Genomic DNA, 25,319 nt, shown 5'->3' with positions numbered 1-25,319 from the left:
AGATCATGACCGCTTCTTCGCCACAGCTCGCACCGCTCTCGCTGGCCGAGCGCGCCCACAACATCCGCCGCCATGCCCTGCGCATGGGCCAGATCCAGGGCCAGGGTTATGTCGGCCAGGCCCTGGGCGTCGCCGACGTCCTGGCCGTCGCCTACTTCCACGCCCTGAGCTACCAGCCACAGGACCCCGAGTGGGAAGGGCGCGACCGCTTCTACCTGTCCATCGGCCACTACGCGATAGCCCTCTACGCCGCGCTGATCGAGGCCGGCATCGTGCCGCAGGAAGAGCTGGAAACCTATGGCTGCGACGACAGCCGCCTGCCCATGTCGGGCATGGCCGCCTACACCCCGGGCATGGAGATCACCGGCGGTTCCCTCGGCCAGGGCCTGGGCATCGCCGTGGGCGCCTGCCTCGGTCTCAAGCGCAAGCAGTCCGGCGCCTTCGTCTACAACCTGCTGTCCGATGGCGAACTCAACGAGGGCGCCACCTGGGAAGCGGCCATGTCGGCCTCCCACTGGCAGTTGGACAATCTCATCGCCCTGGTGGACGTGAACAACCAGCAGGCCGACGGCCATTGCCGCGAGATCCTGGCCTTCGAACCCCTGGCCGAGCGCTGGCAGGCCTTCGGCTGGTTCGTCCAGCGCGTCGACGGCAACGACCGCGAGGCACTGGTTGCCGCCTTCGATCGCGCCCGCCAGCACCCCGGCCGACAGCCCCGGATCATTCTCTGCGATACCCGCATGGGCAAGGGCGTGCCCTTCCTGGAAACCCGCGACAAGACTCACTTCATCCGCGTCGAGGCGCACGAATGGGCCCTGGCCCTCAATGCCCTGGATGCCGGGAGGGACTTCTGATGACTACCAGCACCGCCACCAAGCCACGCCTGACCACCTCGGCGATGATCGCCAGCATCGCCGCCGAGGGCCAGCCGACGCGACCGGCTCCGTTCGGTCACGCCCTGGCGGCCCTGGCCGAGCAGCGCCAGGACATCGTCGGCCTCACCGCCGACCTGGCCAAGTACACCGACCTGCACATCTTCGCCAAGGCCCATCCCGAGCGCTTCTACCAGATGGGCATGGCCGAGCAGCTGCTGATGAGCGCCGCCGCCGGCCTGGCCCGCGAAGGCTGCGTGCCCTTCGCCACCACCTATGCGGTATTCGCCTCGCGCCGCGCCTACGACTTCATCTGCATGGCCATCGCCGAGGAGAATCTCAACGTCAAGATCGTCTGCGGGCTGCCGGGGCTGACCACCGGCTACGGCCCCAGCCACCAGGCCACCGACGACCTGGCGATCTTTCGCGCCATGCCCAACCTCATGGTCATCGACCCCTGCGACGCCCTGGAGATCGAGCAGGCGGTGCCGGCCATCGCCGCCCACCAGGGGCCGGTCTACATGCGCCTCCTGCGCGGCAACGTGCCCCTGGTGCTGGACCGCTACGACTACCGGTTCCAGCTCGGCAAGGCCCAGGTGGTGCGCCCCGGTCGCGACGTGCTGGTGGTGTCCACCGGCCTGATGACCATGCGCGCCCTGGAGGCCGCCGAGGCCCTGGCCGCGGATGGCGTGGACGTCTCGGTGCTGCACGTGCCGACCATCAAGCCGCTGGACGAGGCGACGATCCTGGCGGAAGCCCGCAAGCCGGGGCGGCTGGTGGTGGCGGCGGAGAACCATTCGCTGATCGGTGGCCTGGGGGAGGCGGTGGCGACCACCCTGCTGCGCAACGGCGTGACGCCCACCTTCCGCCAGATCGCATTGCCCGACGCCTTCCTCGACGCCGGGGCGCTGCCGACCCTGCACGACCGCTACGGCATCTCCACCACGGCGGTCTGCCAGCAGATCAAGGGTTGGTTGTAGGGCCGGGAGGAGGCGCCTGGTTACCCTCGGGATTGCACCGAGGGAGCCAGGCGCCGCCAGGGCGATTCGAAGACTCGACGCCGCCCGCCCATCCGGGCAAGGTGGGCAGCTGTCTTCCATCGCCTGCTGGCTGCCATGTCCGATACCGATGAACTCACCCTGCGCAAGCTGGAGATCTTCCTGGCCTTCATGCGCAGCCGGAACCTGGCGCGGGCCGCCGCCGAGCTGGGTACCAGCCATGTCAGCGTGCACCGCGCCATCCATTCGCTGGAGAACGCCCTGCGCTGTCCGCTGTTCAAGCACGAGGGGCGCACCCTGACGCCGCTGGATGGCGCCTTCGTGCTGGAGGCACGGGCCGAACGACTGATGCAGGACCTGGCCGAGACGGTACGCCTCACGCGGCAGGCGGCCGGCTTTTCGGCCGATCGCTTCCGCCTGGGCGCGCTCTATTCGCTGACGGTCAAGACCGTGCCCCAGCTGATCATGGGCCTCAAGCTCAGGCGCAGCGAACTCAACATTGACCTGGTGCTGGGCTCCAACGCCGACCTCGCCGTGCAGCTGCACGACTTCAAGCTGGACGCCATGCTGGTGGCCCTGGACGACGCCGTGGTGGATGCTGACTGCGAGAGCGTCGAGCTGTTCAGTGACGACATCTTTCTCGCCGCGCCCAGCGACTCGCCCTTCGCCGACCAGGCCGAGGTGGACCTGCGCGACCTCGCGGGGGTGCCCTTCGTGACCCTGACCCAGGGCTTCGCCACCTTTCGCGACGGCCGCCAGGTGTTCGCCCAGGCCGGGTTCGAGCCGGAGGTGATCATGCAGGTCAACGACATCTTCTCGCTGATGAGCATGGTCAGCTCCGGGGTGGGCTACGCGCTGTTGCCCGGGCGGGTCGAGGCGGTCTACCAGAGTCGCCTCAAGCTGCTGCCCCTGGCGCCGCGCTACCGGCTGCAGCAGCGCATCGGCGCGGTGTTCCTGCGCAGCCGCGAGCGCGATCCCAATCTGCTGGCCTTCGTCGCCGAATGCCGGATGTACGCGCGCGGCTGACTCCGCGTCTCAACCGCCGACGACGGCGCGGGTCGCCAGGAACAGCAGCGAAGGGCCGAGCAGACATCCCAGGGCCGTGTAGAAGGCCGCCGTCAGGCAACCATAGGGCACCAGGCGCGGATCGGTGGCGGCGAGGCCTCCGGCCACGCCGCTGGAGGTGCCCATCAGGCCGCCAAAGATCACCGCCGTGCGCGGATTATTCAGGCCGATGTAGGGCGCCAGGAAGGGCGTGGCGATCATCACCACGATGGACTTCACCAGGCCGGCGGCGATGGACAGCGCCATGACGTCGGAGCTGGCGCCGATGGCCGCGCCGGTGACCGGACCGACGATGTAGGTCACCGCGCCCGCGCCGATGGTGGTGAGGCTCACGGCGTCGGTGTAGCCAAAGGCCAGGGCGATGGCGACGCCAGCGATGAAGGAAGAGAACACCCCCATCAGCAGGGCGATGACTCCGGCGATGCCCGCTTCGCGCAGCTCGCGCATGTTGACGCCAAAGGCCGTCGCGGCGATGGCGAAGTCGCGCAGCATGGCGCCGCCGAGCAGGCCCAGGCCGCCCAGCAGTGGCAGGTCGACCAGGCCCTTCTGGCCACCGCTGACGACCCCGCCGACATAGGCGAGCAGCAGGCCGAGAAAGATGGCGATGGCCGAGCCGTGCAGGCGACCGCGGGTGAGTTTGTCGGAGAGCCAGTAGGAAACCCACATGATGACGCCGATCACGGCGAAGGAGGCGATCAAACCGTAGGACTGGGTGGTCTTGCTCAGGGCTTCGATCAGCATGGCGGTCACCGGGCGGTCTGGCTAAGGGAAGCGGGGGTGGCTGTGGCCGGCTTCTTGCGACCCAGGCGATCGAGCACCGGCACCAGGGCGAAGGCGATACCCACTGCCGTCAGGCCGGCGAGGATGGCCATGGGGCCGCTGTGCAGGGCTCCCACCACGTTCTGCTGCGCCGCCATGGCGACCACGATGGGGATGTAGATGGCACTCCAGAACTCCACGCCCTGTTCGGTCTTGGGCTTGAGGCCGGTGCCGCGATTGCTGATCCAGCTGCTGAAGAAGATCAGCAGCAACATGGCGATGCCGACACCGCCGACGTTGGCGGGCACGCCGATGAGCCGGCCCAGGACTTCGCCGGCGAAGATGCCGGCCAGGGTGCAGAGGGAAAGTAAAGCGACACCGTAGATGATCATTGTTGTTGTCCTCGGTTGTGCTTGGGGGTGGGGTGAAGCCTGGCCGCTGCTCGCGCTTTTACCCCCTCTCCCGCGGGGAGAGGGCTGGGGTGAGGGCAGCCGCCGTATGGGGAATGTTCAGTCCGGTCGCGCTGCCTCCTCGCGCCGCAGCGCGTCCAGGGTTTCGGGGTGGGTATCCTGCCAGGCCAGTACGCCGCTGGCGGGCAGTACGCGCCTGGCCAGTTGGCTGAGCACGCTGCCCGGCGCCAGCTCGATGGCCAGGCGCACGCCGCGCTCGCGGGCGGCTTCCAGGGTGGCGTGCCATTCGATGGTCCGCGCCATGTTGAAGGCCAGGTCGTCGCGCAACTGCTCGGCACGCACCAGCCGTCTTGCCGAGGTACCGCTCAGATAGGCCAGCCGGGGCGCGCGTAGCTCGACCTCGGCAAAGGCCTTATTCAGAGTCTGGGCGGCTTCGGCGAGGAGCGGGCAGTGGGACGGCACGCTCATGGCCAGGCGCTTGGCCGCTGCGGCACCCTGGGCGCGCGCGGCTTCGGCCAGCGCGGCCAGGCCGGCATCGCTGCCCGCGACCACGTATTGCTGCTCGGCATTGGCATTGGCCAGGTACAGCGGCGCGGCAGGGCGATGGTGGTCAGCGACCAGGCTCTCCACCGCGTCACGGCCCAGCCCCAGGATCGCCAGCATGCCGTAGCCGGACGGGTAGGCCGCCTGCATCAATTCGCCGCGACGGGCCACCAGGCGCAGCGCATCGGCGAAGTCCAGGGCCTCGGCCACCACCGCCGCGGCATAGGCTCCGATGGACAGACCCGCCACCAGCTGTGGCGCCGGTCCGCGGCTCAGCAGCAGGCGCGCCGTGGCGACGCCGGCGATCAGCAGGCAGAGCTGCACGGCGCGGGTATGTTCCAGGGCCTGGGCGGAGTCCAGGCTCAAGGGATCGAGGTCCAGCACCGCGGCGGCTTCCGCCAACGTCCGCCGGACCTCGGCGTCGTCGGGCAGGCCATGCAGCATGCCGGAACGCTGGGCGCCCTGGCCGGGAAACTGGAAGAGGGTACTCATGCGGCGCGTGCCTCTGGCCAGGGATCGCTCACCAACTGGGGACCGGCCGCGGTCTTGAGCAGCACGCGTGGGGCGTCTGCGGCCCAATCGGCCAGGGCGACGCCGCCGAGGGGGGTCTCCAGCAGGATGTCCAGGCGACACAGCGCTTGCCCTTGCAGGGACGCCAGCAGGGCCCGCGCATGGTCGCGCGGCAGCGGGGCGGTGCAGCGGATCAGCAGATCCAGATCGCTCCCCGCATGCAGCGCCGGCCAGCCGGAGGCCAGTTCGTAGCCCGCGGCGCCGGTGGGGCCCCAGGGCAGGCCCAGGTCATCCAGCCGAGTTTGTACGCAGGCAAGGGTGTCGAAGGCGGGCAGATCGCGGCAGCCGTTCGTGATCCGCAGCGCCTCGGGAGACCGCCGCTGCAGCACGACAGCAGGCGCCAGCCAGGCCGCCAGCCGCTCGGCGCGGGTGGTGCCGCGCAGGCCGACCGGGATGCGGTCTGACTCGGGTGCAGCCCGCCGTACCACCACCGGCAGGCCGGTCTGGGCTATTTCTACCGCCCAAGCGGGGGCCTTTGCAGGCAGGGCGTCCGGGGTGAAGCCCCAAAGGAGGTCGTGGGGCCGGTGTTGGGCTTCGCTGCGCTCAACCCAACCTACCTGAGCCTCGCAGTTTGGGTTGAGCGCAGCGAAGCCCAACGATCCCGCCATGCGCCCGCTCATCACGCGCGCCATCCCGCCCGCAGGCGTTCGCGTACTGCGCGAGAGGCCGCGCGATTGGCGCCGTCCAGCCGCAGTTTGAGATCGGTGGCGCCGCTGGCGAGCACATCAGCCTGGGCCTCGGCCAGGGCCTGGCGTACCTGCTGCAGATCTGCGGTGGAGGGCTGGTCGGGCTGGGCCACTTCCAGCTGGCGCCAGAGCAGGCCCAGGGAGGCATAGCTGTCCAGATCGTAGGCCATGGGCGGGATGTCCGCCGCCAGGCGCTCCAGCTCCTCGACACTGCGCAGGGTGACCCGCGCGGCCGAGGCCTTGCCCATGGCATGCACCTGCACCTGGGGATCGCGCAGGGCCAGCAGGCGATTGGCCTGGTAGCCGTGGGCGAGAAAGCCGCCGGACATGGCCTTGCCCACCAGCAGGCCCAGTACCGGGTGGCCGGCCAGGCGCGCCTCGGCGTAGGCCCCGGCGGCTCCGGCCAGGGCCTGGTGGATGCCATAGGCTTCCTCGCGGCGACCGTAGGCCTGGCTGGGCACGTCCACCAGGGCGATCAGGGTGCGTTTCACCTGGGCGCCAGCATCCTCGGCGATGGCCTGCTGAATGGCTCGGGCCAAGCCCCAACCCTCCAGCAGACCGACCTCGCCCTGGCGGGCCCGGGGAAAGGGATTCTCGGCATCCGCTACCACCGCCAGCCAGCGCGCGGGGCGTCCGGCCAGTTCGAGGTCGGCGACGCGCAGGGAGGCGGGCAGGCCGGCGACGGCCTCACCCTGGCCGGCCAGGGCCTGGAACCAGGTCAGGCCGCGTTGCGAAGGCTGGGTGCTCATGGCTGGTCTCCGGCATAGAGGTGGCGGACCGCGGCGGCGTCCGCCTGGGGACGGGTGTCGAGATCGGCGAGGCGCGTTAGGTAGTGTTCGGCTTGCTGGCTGCGGAAGGCGCCGGCAGCGCCCTGGGTAAAGCCCTGGCGAATGGCGGTGGTGACGGCGGCGCTGTCGTCGGCGACGAAGACATCGGCCAGGCCCGTGGCGACCCGCTGTTCGCCGCCGGTCAGGCTCCAGATGAAGGGGCGGTCGCGGGAATCGTATTCCTCGATGCCGGCTTCCTGTTCGATCACCTGGGGCCCATTGAGTCCCAGGCGGGCCTCGCGGGTGACGATCAGCTGACTGCACAGACCCGCGGCGATGGACATGCCCCCAAAGCAGCCGACGCTGCCGGCAATGACGCCAATGACCGGCTGGTGCGCGCGCAAGGCGACGATGCCCGCCTGGATCTCGGCGATGGCGGCCAGGCCCAGATTGGCTTCCTGCAGGCGCACGCCGCCGGTTTCCAGCAGCAGCACTGCGCGGGTCGGGGTGCCGGCGAGATTGTCTTCCAGCGCCAGCTCCAGGGCGCCGGCGATCTTGGCGCCACCCACTTCGCCCATGCTGCCGCCCTGGAAGGCGCCTTCGATGGCGCAGACCACTGCCGGTTGGCCGTCGATCAGCCCCTTGGCCACCACCACGCCGTCATCGGCCTGGCAGACGATGCCCTGCTTGGGTAGCCACGGCGACATCAGCCGTTCGAAGGGACCGACCAGCTCGCGAAAGCTGCCGGCATCGAGTACCACACGGGCCCGCTCGCGGGCACCGAGTTCGACGAAGCTGCGGCTGTGCAGCAGCTCCTGGACATCGGGAAGGGTGGCTTCAGCCATGGGTGCTGTCCTCCAGGTCGAGGGTTTCCAGACCCTGCTCCAGGCGCAGGCGCACCACGCCCGGGGTGGCGCCGAAGTCGTGGATGTCCAGGGTCAGGGCCGGCAGGTCCTCGCGGGTGGCGAACAGCCGGTCGAAGAGGGCGCGCCAGCGCGGTTCGCTGCCATTGACCGAGGTGGTCACCTTGAGGGTGAAGTCGGCCGTGGCGGGTTCGAGGAGGACCTCCAGGTCCCCCGAACCGACACAGCCGACCAGGGCGCGACCCTGGCGGCGCTGGCTGGCCGGATAGCTGCAGGTGAAGTGTTCCATCAGAGGTCTCCAGGGAGCCATGGCTCCAGGCGATCGACGAGAAGGGTAGCGGCCAAGAGATCGGCGGCGCCGCCGGGAGAGGCGTTGGCGGCCAGCAACTGGCGGTCCAGGGTCAGCAGCTGGCGCCGCCCGGCGAGACTGGCGCTGCCCCCGGCCTGCAGCACGGCGCGGGCGCCCTGCTGCATGGTCGTGAGGGCCGCCGGGCCGCCCCGGTGCAGCACGCAGGTATCGTCCAGCGCGGTCATGATGGCCAGCAGCGCATCCAGGCGAGCGTTCTGTTCGCCCGCACCGGCCTGACGGCTGGCGCGCAACTGCGGCAGACCGCGCTGGTGGATGGCGGGAAAGCCCGCGGCGGCCTCGGCCCGGGCGCCGCCGACGCCATAGCGCTGGGCGACGCGCTGGCCATGGCTGGGCGCTGCCTGGGGCACGTCCGGATCGGGCAGGCTGGCCAGGCGCCCGGCCGCCAGGCACAGCGCCTGGGCGGAAGTCGGACGTTCATGCACGGTCGCCGTCACCAGCAGCCCCAGCGCCCAGATGGCGCCGCGGTGAGTGTTGACCCCGTGGGTGACCTGCAGCATGGCGGCTTCGCCGTCACGCCCCAGTTGGCCGATCAGGCGGCGCAGTTCGGCGGCGGGCAGCCCTCGCTCTGCGGCTTCGGCCATGGCCTGGAAACAGGGCTGCAGGGCCTGGGCCGAGGTCAGCATCAGGCCAAGGCTGAGATCACTGTGGGCGCCCTGGCCGCGGCGATCCACCAGGGCCGGCTTGGGCGAGAGTTCGGCTTCGTCCACCAGGGCGGATACGGCCCACTCGGCCAGGCGCTCGGCGGGCGATGAGGTACGGCGGGCGAGGGCGCGCATCACCAGCTCCTGAACTTGGCTGGGGGTTGATAGAGGCCGCCGGACCATTCCACCAGCTCGCCGATGCTCTTGGCGGCGAGCAGCTCGCGACTGGCATCGGTGCGGCGGATGCCGAGGTCCTCGGGCAGGGCCACCAGGCCTTCCTGGCGCAGGCGGCGGGCCTCGGCCGGATCGCTGCGCAGGCCGATGGCGGTGACCCCGGCCACGGCGGCGATCATCGCCCGGCGCTCTTCCAGGGAGCGGGCGCGGTAGAGATAGGCGATGCCTTCCTCGGTGAGCAGGTGGGTGACGTCGTCGCCATAGACCATGATGGGCGCCAGCGGCATGCCGCTCTTGCGCGCCACCTCCACGGCGTCCAGGGTGTCGACGAAGGTGGGCTTGCCGCCTTCCTGGAAGGTCTCGACCATCTGCACCACCAGCTTCCTGCCGCGTTCGAGCAGGGCCGGTGCGCCGTCGCCGGTCTGCTGCCGCATGTCCAGCCAGGCCGGGGTGGGGTGACGCCGACCGTGCGGATCATGGCCCATGTTCGGCGCGCCACCGAAGCCGGCCAGGCGCCCCCGCGTCACGGTGGAGGAATGGCCGTCGCCATCCACCTGCAGGGTGGCGCCGATGAACAGGTCCACGGCGTACTGACCGGCCAGCTGGCAGAGCAGCCGGTTGGAGCGGAGCGAGCCATCGCGACCGGTGAAGAAGACGTCCGGGCGCTGGGCGATATAGCCCTCCATGCCCAGTTCGGTGCCGAAGCAGTGCACGCTTTCCACCCAGCCGCTCTCGATGGCCGGGATCAGCGTGGGGTGGGGATTGAGCGTCCAGTGCCGGCAGATCTTGCCCTTGAGGCCCAGGCGCTCGCCGTAGGTGGGCAGGATCAGCTCGATGGCCGCGGTGTTGAAGCCGATGCCATGGTTGAGCGACTGCACCTGGTGGCGTTCATAGATGCCGCGGATCGCCATCATCGCCATCAGCACGTGCACCGGCTTGATGTGGCGCGGATCGCGGGTGAACAGCGGCTCGATATAGAAGGGCCGGTCGGCCACCACCACGAAATCCACCCAGTCCGCGGGGATGTCGACTCGCGGCAGTTCGGACACGTCGTCCACCAGCTGGTTGACCTGGACGATGACGATGCCGTCGCTGAAGGCCGCCGGCTCGATCAGCGCCGGGCTGTCCTCGGTACTGGGACCGGTGTAGATATTGCCGGCGCGATCGGCCATGAAGCCGGCGCTGAGTACCACCTTGGGAATCAGGTCCACCAGCAGCCGGGCATAGAGTTCGATGTAGGTGTGGATGGCGCCGACTTCGAGCAGCCCGTCCTCCAGCAGCTGGCTGATCCTCAGGCTCTGGGTGCCGGCAAAGGAGAAGTCCAGCTTGCGGGCGATGCCGCGCTCGAACAGGTCCAGGTGCTCGGCGCGACCTACGCTGGGCATGATCATGTGCAGGTCGTGCAGCCGGGCCGGATCGACCTGGGCAAGGCTGCGGGAGAGGAAGTCGGCCTGCTTCTGGTTGTTGCCTTCCAGCACCACCCGGTCGCCGGGGGCCAGCAGCTGTTCCAGGGCCGCGACGATGGAGGCGGTGGGCAACACCTTGCCATCGGCCAGCGTGGCCACCCGGTCCAGGCGCTGCTGCTTGTCGCTGCGGCGCCTGGCGATCCGAGCCGGTGGGGAGGATGTCGTTGTCATTGGGATCTCCACGAATCACCTGTCGTGGAGTCACCCTAGACCTCGACTGCCGGGCGTTCAATCAACCTGAGGACGGAATCGTTACGCTGAAGTTAACGATTCCATTGGCCTCAGGGGTCTGCGCCCGGCTCAGGTCTTGTCGACCGGAGTGAAGACCGTGGTGGTCCTGGAGAACCAGCTGGTGGGGGTCACGTCGACATTGGCGTTGTCGAATCTCAGGCTGTTCTGCACCTGCTTGAGCGTGAGGTTCGCCTGCCAGTATTGCTCGTGGCCCAGCTCCTGGTTGGCCCTGTGCACCAGGTCCAGGGTTTCCTGGGCCGGCAGCACTGCGGTGGAGTAGTCGACGTCGACGCCGGCCACCTTGAGGATCGCGCCAGCGCCCTGGGTGTCACCCTGCTGGATCTTCTCGTTGGCCTGGGCCACGGCCTGATTCTTGGCCGGGGTGGCGACATAGTCGTCACGCAGCGCCATACCGCTCCAGATCGGCAGCCAGGACGTGGCCTTGGCGTCCTGCGCGGAGACCTGCATGAGTTTGCCGTCCTGACCCCGCAGGTCTTTGGCCGACTTGAGATAGGCGGTCTTGTCGGTCTGGGCCGTTTGCAGGGCGCTCTCGGCGGCACCCAGCTGCTGCTTGGCCTGATCGACGTGACCTTCGAAGAGATCCTGGCGCGCGGCGATCACGTCCCTGAAGGCCGATTGGCCCTGCTGGGATATCGCCGGCAGGGTGGCGACCTGCTGGGTGGCGACATCGGGTCGGGTGTCGGCCAGGGCGGCGGTGGAAAACACCGAGGCGATGCTCAGGACGAGGAGGCTCTTGGCGATACGACGATTGAGGTTCATGTGCTTCTCCCGGATACGAAAGTGACTGGAACCGCGGGGTATCGGGCGGGGCTGCGAGATACCTTGGGGTTAGTGTCGATCCGGTGAGCTTAACGATCGCTTAGCAGGCTATCGGTAGGTGTAATCCGATGTGTCGGACGCTGAAACGGAAACAGCGCCCGCCTCGGATATTCCGGAGCGGGCGCTGCTGGCGGGCTGGGGCGCCTCAGCGCACCAGGCAGGGCTTCTTGTTATCGAAGGTCCAGTTGGGCGAGAGGAATTGCATGGCCATGGCGTCGTCCCGCGCGCCCAGGCCCTTGGTCTTGTACAGCTCGTGGGCGCGGGCGAGGGCGTCCAGATCCAGCTCCACGCCCAGGCCACCCTGCTGCGGCACCGCGACCAGGCCGCCCTTGATCTCCAGCGGCTGGCGGGTGAGGCGTTGACCATCCTGCCAGATCCAGTGGGTATCAATGGCGGTGATCTTGCCCGGCGCCGCGGCGGCGACATGGGTGAACATGGCCAGGGAGATGTCGAAGTGGTTGTTGGAGTGCGAACCCCAGGTCAGGCCCCAGTCGTTGCACATCTGCGCCACCCGCACCGAGCCCTGCATGGTCCAGAAGTGCGGATCGGCCAGGGGGATGTCCACCGATTGCAGCTGGATGGCGTGACCCATCTGGCGCCAGTCGGTGGCGATCATGTTGGTGGCGGTGGGCAGGCCGGTGGCGCGGCGGAATTCGGCCATCACCTCGCGTCCGGAATAGCCGTTCTCGGCGCCACAGGGGTCCTCGGCGTAGGCCAGCACCTGGTGCTGGTCGCGGCACAGGCGGATGGCTTCCTTGAGCGACCAGGCGCCATTGGGGTCCAGGGTCACGCGCGCCTCCGGGAAGCGCTCGGCCAGGGCGGTGACCGCCTCGATCTCGGCATCGCCACTGAGCACGCCACCCTTGAGCTTGAAGTCCTTGAAGCCGTAGCGGTCATAGGCGGCCTCGGCCAGGCGCACCACGGTCTCCGGGCTCAGGGCCTCTTCGTTGCGCACGCGGAACCAGGCGTCGTCGCTGTCGGCTTCGCTGCGGTAGTCCAGCGTGGTCTTGTTGCGGTCGCCGACATAGAACAGGTAGCCAAGCATCTCCACGGCATCGCGCTGCTGGCCTTCGCCGAGCAGGGCGGCTACCGGAACCTCCAGGTGCTGACCGAGCAGGTCGAGCAGGGCGGCTTCGATGGCGGTCACCGCATGGATGGTGACGCGCAGGTCGAAGGTCTGCAGGCCACGACCGCTGGCATCACGCCCGGCGAAGGCCTGGCGGACCTGGCCGAGGATGCGCTGGTACTGGCCCAGTGGCTGGCCGATCAGGAACTGGCGGGCGTCTTCCAGCGTCTGGCGGATGGTCTCGCCGCCGGGCACCTCGCCGACGCCGGTGCGACCGGCGTTGTCCTTGAGGATCAGCACGTTGCGGGTGAAGTAGGGACCGTGGGCGCCGCTGAGGTTGAGCAGCATGCTGTCCTGGCCGGCGACGGGCACGACTTCCAGCGAGGTGACCACCGGGGTGCCGGTGTGCAGGGCAGGCGTGGCGTTGAATTGCGTCATGGTCGGGCTCCTTGGTGATCAGCGTGGGGTTTCAGCGGCGAGCGGGGCTTCGGCGGGCGGCGTGGGCACACCGCGCAACTCGACACGCTTGATCTCGCCGACGACGAACAGGTAACTGATGGCCGCCACCAGGGCGTTGGCACCGACGAACACCAGGGCCATCTTGAACGAGCCGGTGGCGGCGATGATGTAGCCGATGATGATCGGGGTGGTGATGGAGGACAGGTTGCCGATGGTGTTGAACAGGCCGCCGGAGAGGCCGGCGATCTGCTTGGGCGAGGTGTCGGAAACCACCGCCCAGCCCAGGGCGCCGATGCCCTTGCCGAAGAAGGCCATGGCCATGAAGCCCACCACCATCCAGTCGGCGTCGACGTAGTTGCAGAGGATCATGCTCATCGACAGCAGCATGCCGGCGACGATGGGGGTCTTGCGCGCCACGCTCAGGCTGCTGCCGCGGCGCAGCAGGTAGTCGGAGATGACCCCGCCGAGCACGCCGCCGATGAAGCCGCAGATGGCCGGCAGGGAGGCGATGATGCCGGCCTTGAGGATGGTCATGCCGCGTTCCTGCACCAGGTAGACGGGGAACCAGGTGAGGAAGAAGTAGGTGAGGGCGTTGATGCAGAACTGGCCCAGGTAGATGCCGGCCATCATGCGATTGGTCAGCAGCTGGCCGATGTAGCTCCACTTCGGGCCTTCGCTCTTCTTGCCGGGAGTGTCCAGGTCGACCAGGCCGCCGTTGCTGGCGATGTAGTCGATCTCGGCGGCATTGGCGCGGGGATGTTCGCGGGGGCTGTAGATCACCGCCAGCCAGACCGCCGAGAAGGCGATACCCAGGGCGCCCATCACCACGAAGACGTGCTGCCAGCCGAAGTGGTAGACGATCCAGCCCATCAGCGGCGCGAACAGCACGGTGGCGAAGTACTGCGCCGAGTTGAAGATCGCCGAGGCGGTGCCGCGCTCCTTGGTGGGGAACCAGGCGGCGACGATGCGGGCGTTGCCGGGGAAGGAGGGTGCTTCGGCCAGGCCGACCATGAATCTCAGGGCGAACAGCAGGAATACCGCGGTGCCGATGCCGAATTCACCGATGTAGCCTTGCAGCATGGTGAACACCGACCAGGTGAAGATGCTCGCCGCATAGACCTTCTTCGAACCGAAGCGATCGAGCAGCCAGCCGCCGGGGATCTGGCCGAGCACATAGGCCCAACCGAAGGCGGAGAAGATGAAGCCGAGAGAGACGGCACTGATGCCGAGGTCTTTTTGCAGGGCGGAGCCGGCGATGGAAATGGTGGCGCGGTCGGCGTAGTTGATCGTGGTCACGACGAACAGCATGAACAGGATCAGATAGCGGACGCGCGTCTGCTTGGTTTCGTGCATGGAGAGCTCCCACTGGTTTGTTTTTGTGTGCGGGCTGACATCGTGTAGCGGGCTTATGTTGTAAGTCGTCTGACAACGATAGCGCTATCATTAAACAGATAACGTTATCATTCAACCGCTAAATCTGTGGCCGTGTGCAAAAAATCCGCTAGGAGCTCTGCCGCTCGATCAGGGCGAAACCGGTATCGAGACTCACCGCGGTCTGCTCGCCCGCGAGACGGTCGAGCAGCGCCTGGGCGACCCGCTGGCCCATGGCGTCGGCATTGACGCTGACCGTGGACAGCGCCGGGGTAGCGAAGCGGCCATTGGTGGTGTCGCCGAAGCCGACCACCGCCAGTTGCGCGGGAATGCGCAGGCCGCGGCTGCTGGCCTCGGCGACCACGCCCAGGGCCAGGGTGTCGGAGCTGCACAGCACCAGCTCCGGCGGCTCGGAGCGTTCCAGCAGGCGCGCCAGGCCGATCCGGCCGACTTCCCAGGTGGCGGGCAGCGGCAGCACCTCCATGGGCAGTTCGGGGATGCCCAGCGCCACCAGGCGGGCCTGCAGGGCCAGGTTGCGGCGCATGGCGCGGGGATCGTCCACCGAGATCACCCCGAAGCGGCGATAGCCACGGGCGACGAAGTGCTCCGCCAGGGCGACGCCGACCTGCTCGTGGGAAAAGCCCACCTGCATGTCCAGGGCCTCGGCGCTCAGGTCCCAGGCTTCCACCACCGGGATGTTCAGCGCCGCCAGCCGTGCGCGACTGGCTGGGGTGTGCAGGGTGCCGGTGAGGACGATGCCATCGGGGCGGCGGCCAAGGATGGCTTCCAGCAATTCCTCTTCCTTTTCCGGCGAATAGCCGGTGGGACCGATCAGCGCCTGGTAGCCCGCCTCGGTGAGGCGATCCATGATCGCCTGCACCACGGTGGCGTAGATGGAATTGGCGATGGTGGGCAGGAGGATGGCCACCAGCCGGCTCTTGCTGGAGGCGAGGCTGCCCGCCAGCAGATTGGGCACGTAGCCCAGCTCCTTGACCACGGCCAGGACATGCTCGCGGGTGGCGGCGCTCACCAGGCTCGGTCGGTGCAGGGCCCGGGACACGGTAATGGGCGACACCCCGGCGGCGAGGGCGACCTCGCGCACGGTGAGGGGCAGCTCGGTGGTGCCATCGAGCTGGGCGAGTTCGCGTCGGGACTTCCTGGCCAAAGCGGGTCCTTGGGTGAGAGAGGCCGCCATTATGGGAGCAAGCCCCGGCGGTTGCCATGGGCGCTCGCCAGCGCCCCTGCTAGTCGACCGCTCGCGCCGCCCGGGCGCGGCCGACCCGCGACTGATTGGATCGACCCAGCAGGGCGGAGACGTCCTGCCCGGCCTCGACCAGTCTGGCGAGGTCGACGCCGGTCGCCAGGCCCAGGCCATCCAGCAGATAGACCAGGTCCTCGCTGGCGACATTGCCGCTGGCGCCCCGGGCATAGGGACAGCCGCCCAGCCCGGCGACGGAGCTGTCGAACACCGCGATGCCTTCGAGCAGGCTGGCGTAGACGTTGGCCAGGGCCTGGCCATAGGTGTCGTGGAAATGCCCGGCCAGGCGGCCGAGCGGCACCTCCCGACCGACTCGCTGCCAGAGCGCCCGGGTGCGGCCCGGGGTGCCGACGCCGATGGTATCGCCCAGGGAGACCTCGGCGCAGCCCAGCTCCAGCAGCTCGCGGGTCACGCTGGCCACCTGGTCCGGGGCGATCGCGCCGTCGTAGGGGCAGCCCAGCACACAGGACACATAGCCGCGGACCCGGATGCCCGCCGCCCGCGCGCCCTCGACCACGGGCACGAAGCGCGCCAGGCTCTCGGCGATGGAGCAATTGATGTTGCGCTGGGAGAAGCCTTCCGAGGCAGCAGCGAAGACGGCGATCTCATCCACTCCCGTCGCCAGGGCGGCCTCGAAACCCTGCATATTGGGCACCAGCACCGAACGGACCACGCCCGGCGGCCGCCCGAGTCCCGCCAGTACCTCGGCGGTCCCGGCCATCTGCGGCACCCAGCGGGGCGAGACGAAGCTGCCCACCTCCAGATGCTGCACGCCGCTAGCGATCAGCGCCTTGCACAGCTGGATGCGCTCGGCGACGTCCAGCGCCTGGGGTTCGTTCTGCAGGCCATCGCGTGGCCCGACCTCGACCACCCGCACCCGGGACGGCAGGCCCTCGCTCATGGTGCGGCCTCCTCCAGTTCCACCAGGGCAGTGCCCTCGGCCACCAGTTCGCCAGGGCTGCAGAACAGCGCGGCCACGACGCCCGCACGGGGCGCGCGGATGCTGTGCTCCATCTTCATCGCCTCCAGTATCACCAGCGGGGTACCGGCTTCCACGGCGTCGCCGACGGCCACCGGTACGGCGACCACGCTGGCGTTCATCGGTGCCGTGAGTCCGCCTGCATCGGCCTGGCGCTTGACCTCGGCCAGCGGATCGGCCCAGGTGACGGCCTCGAGGCGATCCTGCCACTCGATAAACAGCGTTTGCCCACGGCGATGGAGGCGGGCGCTCTGGCGGAGGCCCTCGGCCTGCCAGTGGAGGCGATCACCATTCAGCTCGACCGCCGCCGAACCGGGCAGGGCGACGGCGCGCACCTCTCCGCGACAGGCCAGGCGTAGCGAGACAAGTGATGGCCCACCCAGGCGCCAGCCCTGGCGGGAAGCCCAGGGTGACGTCGAATCGGCAGGGGCCGGCAGCGTCGCCAGCCAGGCCTGGCCCACCAGGGTCCAGAAGGCGTCGGTCAGCTCTCCGGGTGCGGGCAGCAAGGTCGCCTGATGACGCTCGATGAAACCAGTGTCCAGCTCCGCCGCGGCAAAGGCCGGATGGGCCAGCAGACGCTGCAGGAAGGCGAGGTTGGTGGCGAAGCCGCCCACCGCGGTGTCGTCGAGCATGGCCAGCAAGCGCTTGCGCGCCTGTTCGCGGTTGTCGCCCCAGGCGATCAGCTTGGCCAGCATGGGGTCGTAGAAGGGCGACACCTCGTCACCTTCCTCCACCCCGCTGTCCACCCGCCGCCCCGGACCGGCCGCCGGCTCGCGATAGAGCTGCAGGGTGCCCGAGGCCGGCAGGAAGCCCTGGTCGGTGTCCTCGGCATAGAGCCGTACCTCGATGGCATGGCCGTGCAGCGGCACCTGGGCCTGGGTGAGGGGCAGGGGCTCGCCAGCGGCCACGCGCAGCTGCCAGACCACCAGGTCCAGACCGGTGATGGCCTCGGTGACCGGGTGCTCCACCTGCAACCGGGTATTCATCTCCATGAAGAAGAAGTCGCCGCGGGCGTCGAGCAGGAATTCCACGGTGCCGGCGCCGACGTAGCCGATGGCCTGGGCCGCCTGCACCGCCGCCTCGCCCATGGCCCGGCGCAACGCGGGCGTAAGACCCGGCGCGGGGGCTTCCTCGATCACCTTCTGGTGGCGGCGCTGGATGGAGCAGTCGCGTTCGTTGAGATAGAGGCAGTGGCCGTGCCCGTCGGCGAAGACCTGGATCTCCACGTGGCGCGGTTGCAGCACGTATTTCTCCACCAGCATCCGCGCATCGCCAAAGGCCGCGCGCGCTTCGCGCTGGGCCGAGGCGAGGCCTTCGGCCAGGTCGGCTTCGCGCTCGACGATCTTCATGCCCTTGCCGCCGCCGCCGGCGGTGGCCTTGAGCAGCACCGGATAGCCGATGCGCGCCGCGGCGTCGCGAAAGCTGGCCAGGGACTGGTCCTCGCCGTGATACCCCGGCACCAGGGGCACTCCGGCGTCGGTCATCAGCGCCTTGGCCGCGGACTTGCTGCCCATGGCGCGGATCGCTGCCGCGGGTGGCCCGACGAAGACCAGCCCGGCCGCGGCCACCGCCTCGGCGAAGGCGGCGTTCTCGGAGAGAAAGCCGTAGCCGGGATGGATCGCCTGGGCGCCGGTGGTCAGGGCGGCGGCGATGATGCGCTCGCCCAGCAGATAGCTGTCGGCCGGCTTGGTCCCGCCCAGGTCCACCGCCTGGTCGGCCTGGCGCACGTGACGGGCGCCAGCATCGATGGCGCTGTGCACGGCGACGGTGCCCAGGCCGAGGGCCTTGGCGGTGCGCATCACCCGACAGGCGATCTCGCCGCGGTTGGCGACCAGCAGACGGTCGAAGGTCATGGCGAGTTCTCCTGCCAGGCGGGGCGACGTTTTTCCAGGAAGGCCTGCAGGCCTTCCTGGGCTTCGGGGGTGACGCGCACGGCGGCGATCAGGCTCTCGGTGAACGAGCGCACCTGGGCGCTGGGTGTGCCTTCGCCAGCGCCGTCCAGCAGCCGCTTGCAGGCGCGCAATGCCTGGGGGCCGTTGTCCAGCAGTCGGGCGATCCAGGCCTCGACCAGTGCCTCCAGGTCGGCGGCCGCGGCGGTCTCGGCCACCAGGCCCAGCTCGGCGGCGCGTTCGCCGGAGAAGCGCTCGGCGCCGAGCATGTAGCGCCGCGCTGCCCGCTCGCCCAGGGCGCGGATCACGAAGGGGCCGATGACCGCCGGCACCAGGCCGATGCGCACCTCCGACAGGCAGAAGGTAGCGTCACTGGCGGCCAGGGCCAGGTCGCAGCAGCTGACCAGGCCCACGGCGCCGCCAAAGGCCGCGCCTTGGACCACCGCCAGGGTGGGCAGCGGCAGGGCCTGCAGGCGATACATAACCTCGGCCAGCCGCTCGCTGTCGGCGCGGTTGGCGGCGGCGTCCAGATTGGCCGAGGCCTGCATCCAGGCCAGGTCGGCGCCGGCGCAGAAGTGCCGCCCGCGGCCGCGCAGGAGCAGGAAGCGCAGTTCCTGATCGCTGGCGATCTCGGCCAGCACGGTGCCCAGCTCGGCGATCAGCTGCGCATCCAGGGCATTGTGGCGATCCGGACGGTCGAGCCAGAGGGTGGCGAAGCCGCGCGGATCGCGGATCAGTTCCAGGGTGTGGAAGTCAGTCATGGCCTACATCCGGAAGATGCCGAAGGTCGTCGGCTCGAGCGGGGCGTTGAGACTGGCCGACAGGGCCAGGGCGAGGACCTCGCGGGTCTGGGCCGGGTCGATCACCCCGTCATCCCACAACCGCGCGCTGGAGTAATGGGCATGGGCCTGGCGCTCGTACTGCTCGACGATGGGGCCCTTGATGCGCGCCGCCTCTTCGTCGTCGAAGACCTCGCCGGCACGTTCGGCCTGCTCGCGCTTGACCTGCACCAGCACCCCGGCCGCCTGCTCGGCGCCCATCACGCCGATACGCGCGTTGGGCCACATCCACAGGAAGCGTGGATCGTAGGCGCGACCGCACATGCCGTAGTTGCCGGCGCCAAAGCTGCCGCCGATGATCACGGTGAACTTGGGCACCCGGGCGCAGGCCACCGCGGTAACCAGCTTGGCGCCGTGCTTGGCGATGCCGCCTTCTTCATATTTCTTGCCGACCATGAAGCCGGTGATGTTCTGCAGGAACAGCAGCGGGATGCGTCTCTGGCAGGCCAGTTCGATGAAGTGCGCGCCTTTCTGCGCCGATTCGGCGAAGAGGATGCCGTTGTTGCCGAGGATGGCCACCGGATGGCCGTGCAGATGAGCGAAGCCGCAGACCAGGGTGGTACCGAATTGCGCCTTGAATTCATCGAAGACGCTGCCGTCCACCAGCCGCGCGATCACCTCGCGCACCTCCAGCGGCTGCTTGGGATCGACCGGGACCAGGCCGTGCAGCTCCTCGGCCGGATACAGCGGTGCGCTGGGCGTCTTCAGTTGCAGCTCGCCCAGCTTGCGCCAGTTGAGGTTGGCGATGCAGCGCCGCGCCAGGGCCAGGGCATGGGCGTCGTTCTCGGCGTAGTGATCGGCCACGCCGGAGGTACGGCAGTGGACATCGGCGCCGCCCAGTTCCTCGGCGCTGACCACCTCGCCGGTGGCGGCCTTCACCAGTGGCGGGCCGGCGAGAAAGATGGTGGCCTGCTGGCGCACCATGATGGTCTCGTCGCTCATGGCCGGCACATAGGCGCCGCCGGCGGTGCAGGAGCCCATGACCACGGCGATCTGCGGGATGCCCTGGGCGCTCATGGTCGCCTGGTTGAAGAAGATCCGCCCGAAGTGCTCCCGGTCGGGGAAGACGTCTTCCTGGCGGGGCAGGTTGGCGCCGCCGGAATCCACCAGATAAAGGCAGGGCAGGCGATTCTGCAGGGCGATGGCCTGGGCGCGCAGGTGCTTCTTCACCGTCAGCGGATAGTAGGAGCCCCCTTTCACGGTGGCGTCGTTGGCGATGATCATGCACTCGACGCCCTCGATGCGGCCGATGCCGGCCACCACCCCGGCGGCCGGTACCTCTTCCTCGTAGACGTCGAGGGCGGCCAGGGCGCCGATCTCCAGGAAGGGCGAGCCCGGGTCCAGCAGGAGATCGATGCGCTGGCGGGGCAGCAGCTTGCCGCGCGCGGTATGGCGCGCCTGGGCCTTGGCACCGCCGCCTTCGCGGATGCGCGCCAGCAATTGGTCGAGCCGGGCCAGCTGCGCGGCCATGGCGGCGGCGTTGCGCTGGTAGTCCGGGGTGCGCCGGTTCAGCGTGGAGGTCAGCACGGTCATTAAGGCGTCCTCACCGGGTTTCGTTGAACAGCTCGCGGCCGATCAGCATGCGGCGAATCTCGCTGGTGCCGGCGCCGATCTCGTAGAGCTTGGCGTCGCGCAGCAGGCGGCCGGTGGGGTATTCGTTGATATAGCCGTTGCCACCCAGGATCTGGATGGCTTCCAGCGCCATCTGGGTAGCCTTCTCGGCGGTATAGAGGATCACCCCGGCAGCGTCCTTGCGGGTGGTCTCGCCGCGGTCGCAGGCCTGGGCCACCGCATAGAGATAGGCGCGGCTGGCGGCGAGGCCGGTGTAGAGGTCGGCCACCTTGCCCTGGATCAGCTGGAATTCGCCGATGCTCTGGCCGAATTGCTTGCGGTCATGGACGTAGGGCAGGACCACGTCCAGGCAGGCCTGCATGATGCCCACCGGGCCGCCGGCGAGGACCACGCGCTCGTAGTCCAGGCCGCTCATCAGCACCCTGACCCCGCCATTGACCTGGCCCAGCACGTTTTCCTCCGGCACCTCCACGTCGTCGAAGAACAGCTCGCAGGTGTTGGAGCCGCGCATGCCCAGCTTGTCGAACTTGCTGCCGCGGCTGAAACCGGTCCAGTCACGCTCGACGATGAAGGCGGTGATGCCATGGGCAGCCTTCTCCGGCTCGGTCTTGGCATAGATGACATAGGTATGGGCATCGGGCCCGTTGGTGATCCAGGTCTTGCTGCCGTTGAGCACGAAGCGATCGCCGCGGCGGTCGGCGCGCAGCTTCATGGAGACCACGTCCGAGCCGGCATTGGGTTCGCTCATGGCCAGGGCGCCAATGTGCTCGCCGCTGACCAGCCGGGGCAGGTAGCGCGCCTTCTGCTCGGCGCTGCCATTGCGGTGGATCTGGTTGACACAGAGATTGGAGTGGGCGCCATAGGACAGGGCGACCGAGGCGGAGCCGCGGCTGATCTCCTCCATGGCCACCGCATGGGCCAGATAGCCGAGTCCTGCGCCGCCGTATTCCTCGCCCACGGTGATGCCGAGCAAGCCCAGGTCACCAAAGGTGCGCCACAGGTCCATGGGAAAGCTGTTGCTGGCATCGATCTCGCCCGCGCGAGGCGCTACCTCGCGGGCGACCAGGGTGCGCACCTGATCGCGCAGCAGATCGAGGGTCTCGCCCAGGGCGAAGTTGAGACTCGGGTAGCTCATGGGGTCACCTGTTGTTGGGATTGTCGGGTGAGAGCGGTCGGCCGATCGGGCGCGCATGGGGCGGCCACCCGGTACGGCGCGGAGCTGAAAGAAACAGGACGGGGCAGCGCTGATGGCCAGGCGCGGGCGTGGCGCGCAGGTGGACGCTGGAGAACCGTCGGGCAGGGCGGCCGACGGCAGGACAAGGGTGCGCGCGGAGCGCGGCTGCGGAACGCGGGCGCCAGGGCGCGCATGGTCCGTCCTCCTGTTCATTATTCTTGTCATGGCGACCGCGAGAGGAAGGCGGCGCGCCTGTGCCTCTGAGTCTAGGAGAGGAAATGCGCTATCGTGAAACGATAAAAATAGAATCCAGGTATTGGAAAATCAGATGGCAGTGCTCAAGGACATTTCGATGCGGCAGCTGCGCTACTTCGTCGCCGCCGCCGAGAACAGCCAGTTTTCCCTGGCCGCCAGCGCGGTCAACGTCAGCCAGTCGGCGGTCACCACGGCGGTCAGCCAGCTGGAGGCGCTGCTCGCCGTGCGGCTATTCGAGCGCCTGCCCCACGGCGTCAAGCTCACGGCCGAGGGGCATCAGTTCTATCACCATGCCCGGCACATCCTCGATACCCTGCAGGACGCCGTCAGCCAGCCGCTGTTCCAGAGCCATGCCCTGACCGGCCAGGCGCGCGTCGGCGCCTCCTATGCGGTGCTCGGCTACTACCTGCCGACCCTGCTGGCGCGCTTCAAGCGCAGCTATCCGCAGATCGACATCGACCTGCGCGACATGGACCGGCCCAGCATCGAGGCCGGCATCACCGATGGCACCCTGGAGCTGGGCCTCACCGTCATCTCCAACGTCGACGCCACCCAGCCCTTCGAGCGCCACCTGCTGATGCGCTCGCCGCGCCAGCTCTGGCTGCCCATCGCCCATCCGCTGCTGGCAGCGGAGCGCGTCACCCTGGCCGACATCGCTCCCTATCCCTACATCCTCGCCACGGTGGACGAAGGGGAGACCTCGACCCTGCGCTACTGGCACGCGGCGGGTCTTGCGCCCAACGTGGTGTTCAAGACTTCGTCCATGGAGTCCCTGCGCGGCCTGGTCGCCCATGGCTTCGGCGTGACCATCCTCTCCGACATGCTCTATCGCGGCTGGTCGCTGGAAGGCCGCAAACTGGAAGCCCGGCCGGTGGCCGACGCCATCCCGCCCATGGAGCTGGGCCTGATCTGGAGTCCCGAAGACCGCCTGGGGGCCGGTGCCCAGGCGTTTCGCCAGTTCCTGGTGTCGGCGAGTGGCGAGGCCCGTGAACGTTAGGCGCACCCCGCAACAGGGCTTCCGCCGGACCGGATGAACGTGGCGCTGGCGGAGACGAAGGAAAACGTCTTGAATGTCGGTTGGTATACCATAATCCATCTATTGGGCGGTTCAGCCGGGGCTTGCCAAGAGCCTCGCTTCGATAAGGAGATGCGTATGCGCACCTGGTTCAAGGATCTGAAGACGACCCTCAAGCTGGCCCTGGGTTTTGGCAGCGTCCTGCTGCTGACCCTGGCCATCGCCGCGACCGGGTGGAGCACCATCGGCCTGCTGGCGCGCAGCGGCGACCGCCTGGCGGCCATCGGTGAACTCACCGAGGCGGCGAAGGACCTGGGCATCGCCCGGCAGGCCTATGCCCAGGCGGTCGGCGAAGCCGTGGCCCAGCCTGTGACGGCGCGTCTGGCCGCCTTGCGCGAGCAGCAGGCGGCATTGCAGCGGCTGGGCCTGGACGCCGCCAGCCAGCACCTGCTCGACGCGCAGAGCGAATTGGCCGCTGCCTATGCGCAGACCTTTACCGCTCAGGTGAGCGCCTATAAGCGGCGCGGTGAAGCGGCGACCCTGCTCGGCACCCGTGCCGACGAAGCGTTGCAGGGCGTGGGTGAGATCGAGCAGAACCTGGCCACCAACGAAGCACCCGAACTCTATCCCGGCCAGCGACTCGGCCAATTCCGGGCCATCGGCGTACTGGAGCGCCGCCTGCGCGAGGTGAGGTACAGCCTGCAGCGCTACCTGCTCGGTGGCGATCCCGCCCAGGAGGCCAAGGCGAATGCCGACATGACGGCCACGGTCGCCGAACTGCAACGCCGCCTGGCCAGTGCCTCCAGCCGCGACGCGCCCATCCTGCGGCGGGCCGAAGAGGCACTGCTGCATTACCAGGACTCCATCGGCACCTTCCAGCAGGCCAACCAGCAGGCCGCCCAGGCCGCCGAGGCACTGCGCGGCCTGGAAGACCGCCTGCTCGACACCGGGCGCCAGCTGGTGCGCCAGACCATCGTCCAGCGCGAGGCGGCCAGCGAGCAGGCCTATCGCTGGCTGGCGCTGATCAGCGTGCTGGCGTTGCTGGCCGGTCTGCTGGCCGGCTGGCTCATCACCCGCCAACTGATGCAGCCGCTGCGCGCCTCGCTGCAGCAGGCCCGGCGCATCGCCGGTGGTGATCTGTCGTCCGTGCCGCCGGTGACGCGGCGGGACGAACTCGGTCAGTTGCAGGCCAGCATGGGCGAGATGACCGCCGGCTTGCGCGAGCTGGTCGGCCAGGTCCGGGAGAGCACCACGCAGCTGCAAGGCGCGGCTCAGGGGCTCACCGGCAGCGCCGAGCGGACGCGTGACGGAGTGGAACGCCAGGGCCAGGAAACGCGCCTGGTGGCTACCGCCATCGTGCAGTTGACCGCGAGTGCCCAGGAGGTGGCCACCCATGCCGAAATGGCGTCCCAGACCTCTCGGCAGGTCGAGCGCGCGGCGGACGATGGCGATGCACGGGTACGCCAGGCGATCACCGCGGTTGACGCGCTGGTGCAGGAGATGGTGCAGGCCGCCACGGCGATGGATGCGCTGTTGCGCGAGAGCGAGCGTATCGGCGCGGTCACCGGGGTCATCAAGGCGGTCGCCGAGCAGACCAACCTGCTGGCGCTCAACGCGGCCATCGAGGCGGCCCGCGCCGGGGAGGCCGGACATGGCTTCGCGGTGGTGGCGGACGAGGTGCGCAACCTGGCTCGTAGCACCCAGCAGTCGGTCACCGAGATCGAGCGCAGCGTCGCCGATCTGCGTGGCCGCGCCGCTCAGGCCGCGGCGCGCATGGACGCCAGTCGTTCGCAGACCGGCCAGGCGGTGACCCTGATCCAGCACGCTGGCGAGGCGTTGCAACTCATCGGCAGCCAAGTCACGAGCATGCAGGCGATGAACCTGCAGATCGCGGCCGCCGCCGAAGAGCAGAGCCGGGTCGCCGGTGAGGTCGGGCAGAGCGTCGCCGTCGTCGAGGCCCTGGCGGAAGCCAGTGTCAGTTCCAGCCAGGAGATGTCCGCGGCCAGCGCGGAACTGGGACAGCTGGGTGCGGAATTGACCGCCCGGATCAGTCGCTTCCGCCTGTAGGCACGTCAAAGGCCTCGACCCTCCACAGGGGCGGATGAGGCTCGCCGGGCGAAGGCGGCTGCGGCGAGCGCTCTCCTCGCGAACGTCAGTGCGGGTCCTGGCCTTCGCCAACCCGCTGCC

General features: G+C 68.9%; 23 protein-coding genes and 1 pseudogene. 6 read left to right on the top strand and 18 right to left on the bottom strand.

What is annotated here, in order from left to right:
• Positions 1-5: 5 nt before the first annotated feature.
• The 3 genes from BGI51_RS19650 to BGI51_RS19640 all read left to right on the top strand — a co-directional run bounded on the left by BGI51_RS19650 (position 6) and on the right by BGI51_RS19640 (position 2,896).
• On the top strand, positions 6-854 hold the full coding sequence (locus BGI51_RS19650) for a transketolase (protein WP_187979433.1): 849 nt from the start codon (positions 6-8) through the stop codon (positions 852-854).
• On the top strand, positions 854-1,852 hold the full coding sequence (locus tag BGI51_RS19645) for a transketolase family protein (RefSeq protein ID WP_133860726.1): 999 nt from the start codon (positions 854-856) through the stop codon (positions 1,850-1,852). The genes BGI51_RS19650 and BGI51_RS19645 overlap by 1 nt, the downstream gene beginning before the upstream one ends.
• 135 nt (positions 1,853-1,987) lie before the next feature.
• Entirely contained in the window at positions 1,988-2,896 is a 909-nt protein-coding gene (locus BGI51_RS19640) for a LysR family transcriptional regulator (protein WP_158891024.1), read from the top strand.
• A 9-nt stretch (positions 2,897-2,905) separates the two neighbouring features.
• On the opposite strand, the gene madM is transcribed toward BGI51_RS19640, so the two are convergent.
• The 18 genes from madM to BGI51_RS19550 all read right to left on the bottom strand — a co-directional run bounded on the left by madM (position 2,906) and on the right by BGI51_RS19550 (position 21,823).
• Positions 2,906-3,673, bottom strand: a complete 768-nt coding sequence (gene madM / locus BGI51_RS19635; protein WP_187981361.1) for a malonate transporter subunit MadM — start codon at positions 3,671-3,673, stop codon at positions 2,906-2,908.
• An 8-nt stretch (positions 3,674-3,681) separates the two neighbouring features.
• A complete protein-coding gene (gene madL, locus BGI51_RS19630; RefSeq protein WP_187979432.1) occupies positions 3,682-4,086 on the bottom strand; it encodes a malonate transporter subunit MadL in 405 nt (134 codons plus the stop codon).
• A gap of 117 nt (positions 4,087-4,203) precedes the next feature.
• Positions 4,204-5,139 (bottom strand): malonate decarboxylase subunit epsilon, encoded by a 936-nt coding sequence (mdcH, locus tag BGI51_RS19625; protein ID WP_187979431.1) that lies wholly within the window; start codon positions 5,137-5,139, stop codon positions 4,204-4,206.
• Positions 5,136-5,825 (bottom strand): malonate decarboxylase holo-ACP synthase, encoded by a 690-nt coding sequence (locus BGI51_RS19620; RefSeq protein WP_187979430.1) that lies wholly within the window; start codon positions 5,823-5,825, stop codon positions 5,136-5,138. Before BGI51_RS19620 ends, mdcH begins: the two co-directional genes overlap by 4 nt.
• Positions 5,826-5,836: 11 nt before the next feature.
• A complete protein-coding gene (gene mdcE, locus BGI51_RS19615; RefSeq protein WP_187979429.1) occupies positions 5,837-6,652 on the bottom strand; it encodes a biotin-independent malonate decarboxylase subunit gamma in 816 nt (271 codons plus the stop codon).
• On the bottom strand, positions 6,649-7,515 hold the full coding sequence (locus BGI51_RS19610) for a biotin-independent malonate decarboxylase subunit beta (RefSeq protein ID WP_187979428.1): 867 nt from the start codon (positions 7,513-7,515) through the stop codon (positions 6,649-6,651). Before BGI51_RS19610 ends, mdcE begins: the two co-directional genes overlap by 4 nt.
• Positions 7,508-7,822 carry a malonate decarboxylase subunit delta gene (locus BGI51_RS19605; RefSeq protein WP_017641175.1) on the bottom strand — a complete coding sequence of 105 codons (315 nt, stop codon included), beginning with the start codon at positions 7,820-7,822 and terminating at the stop codon, positions 7,508-7,510. Before BGI51_RS19605 ends, BGI51_RS19610 begins: the two co-directional genes overlap by 8 nt.
• A complete protein-coding gene (locus tag BGI51_RS19600) occupies positions 7,822-8,679 on the bottom strand; it encodes a triphosphoribosyl-dephospho-CoA synthase (protein WP_187979427.1) in 858 nt (285 codons plus the stop codon). The genes BGI51_RS19605 and BGI51_RS19600 overlap by 1 nt, the downstream gene beginning before the upstream one ends.
• Positions 8,679-10,355 carry a malonate decarboxylase subunit alpha gene (mdcA, locus tag BGI51_RS19595; protein ID WP_158896446.1) on the bottom strand — a complete coding sequence of 559 codons (1,677 nt, stop codon included), beginning with the start codon at positions 10,353-10,355 and terminating at the stop codon, positions 8,679-8,681. Before mdcA ends, BGI51_RS19600 begins: the two co-directional genes overlap by 1 nt.
• Before the next feature lie 129 nt (positions 10,356-10,484).
• Positions 10,485-11,195: a YfdX family protein gene (locus BGI51_RS19590; protein WP_187979426.1), complete on the bottom strand. Its 711-nt coding sequence runs from the start codon at positions 11,193-11,195 to the stop codon at positions 10,485-10,487.
• A gap of 205 nt (positions 11,196-11,400) precedes the next feature.
• Positions 11,401-12,759, bottom strand: a complete 1,359-nt coding sequence (gene gudD / locus BGI51_RS19585; RefSeq protein ID WP_187979425.1) for a glucarate dehydratase — start codon at positions 12,757-12,759, stop codon at positions 11,401-11,403.
• An 18-nt stretch (positions 12,760-12,777) separates the two neighbouring features.
• Complete coding sequence (locus BGI51_RS19580) at positions 12,778-14,133, bottom strand: MFS transporter (protein WP_133860710.1); 1,356 nt, start codon at positions 14,131-14,133, stop codon at positions 12,778-12,780.
• 148 nt (positions 14,134-14,281) lie between these two features.
• Positions 14,282-15,316: a LacI family DNA-binding transcriptional regulator gene (locus tag BGI51_RS19575; protein ID WP_187979424.1), complete on the bottom strand. Its 1,035-nt coding sequence runs from the start codon at positions 15,314-15,316 to the stop codon at positions 14,282-14,284.
• Between the two features lie 79 nt (positions 15,317-15,395).
• Positions 15,396-16,310: a hydroxymethylglutaryl-CoA lyase gene (locus BGI51_RS19570; RefSeq protein ID WP_187979423.1), complete on the bottom strand. Its 915-nt coding sequence runs from the start codon at positions 16,308-16,310 to the stop codon at positions 15,396-15,398.
• Positions 16,307-18,241, bottom strand: a complete 1,935-nt coding sequence (locus tag BGI51_RS19565; protein ID WP_187979422.1) for an acetyl-CoA carboxylase biotin carboxylase subunit — start codon at positions 18,239-18,241, stop codon at positions 16,307-16,309. The genes BGI51_RS19570 and BGI51_RS19565 overlap by 4 nt, the downstream gene beginning before the upstream one ends.
• Positions 18,238-19,038: an enoyl-CoA hydratase-related protein gene (locus tag BGI51_RS19560; protein ID WP_187979421.1), complete on the bottom strand. Its 801-nt coding sequence runs from the start codon at positions 19,036-19,038 to the stop codon at positions 18,238-18,240. The genes BGI51_RS19565 and BGI51_RS19560 overlap by 4 nt, the downstream gene beginning before the upstream one ends.
• A gap of 3 nt (positions 19,039-19,041) precedes the next feature.
• Positions 19,042-20,649, bottom strand: a complete 1,608-nt coding sequence (locus tag BGI51_RS19555) for a carboxyl transferase domain-containing protein (protein ID WP_187979420.1) — start codon at positions 20,647-20,649, stop codon at positions 19,042-19,044.
• Positions 20,650-20,659: 10 nt separating this feature from the next.
• The gene (locus BGI51_RS19550) at positions 20,660-21,823 is read right to left on the bottom strand and encodes an isovaleryl-CoA dehydrogenase (RefSeq protein WP_187979419.1); all 1,164 of its coding nucleotides are present in this window, start codon (positions 21,821-21,823) and stop codon (positions 20,660-20,662) included.
• Positions 21,824-22,190: 367 nt separating this feature from the next.
• Here BGI51_RS19550 and BGI51_RS19545 point away from each other — a divergent pair, with 367 nt between their 5' ends.
• The 3 genes and pseudogenes from BGI51_RS19545 to BGI51_RS24165 all read left to right on the top strand — a co-directional run bounded on the left by BGI51_RS19545 (position 22,191) and on the right by BGI51_RS24165 (position 25,199).
• Entirely contained in the window at positions 22,191-23,114 is a 924-nt protein-coding gene (locus tag BGI51_RS19545; RefSeq protein WP_187979418.1) for a LysR family transcriptional regulator, read from the top strand.
• Positions 23,115-23,147: 33 nt separating this feature from the next.
• Positions 23,148-24,344, top strand: a pseudogene (locus BGI51_RS24170) (methyl-accepting chemotaxis protein); the annotation flags it as partial.
• On the top strand, positions 24,327-25,199 hold the full coding sequence (locus tag BGI51_RS24165; RefSeq protein ID WP_437179455.1) for a methyl-accepting chemotaxis protein: 873 nt from the start codon (positions 24,327-24,329) through the stop codon (positions 25,197-25,199). The pseudogene BGI51_RS24170 and the gene BGI51_RS24165, both read left to right, overlap by 18 nt.
• Positions 25,200-25,319: the final 120 nt, after the last annotated feature.

Source organism: Pseudomonas oryzihabitans (assembly GCF_014522265.1).
GTDB classification, from domain to species: domain Bacteria; phylum Pseudomonadota; class Gammaproteobacteria; order Pseudomonadales; family Pseudomonadaceae; genus Chryseomonas; species Chryseomonas aestiva.
Note: the sequence above shows the minus strand (reverse complement) of the source record. Positions and strands in the feature narration are given on the sequence as shown.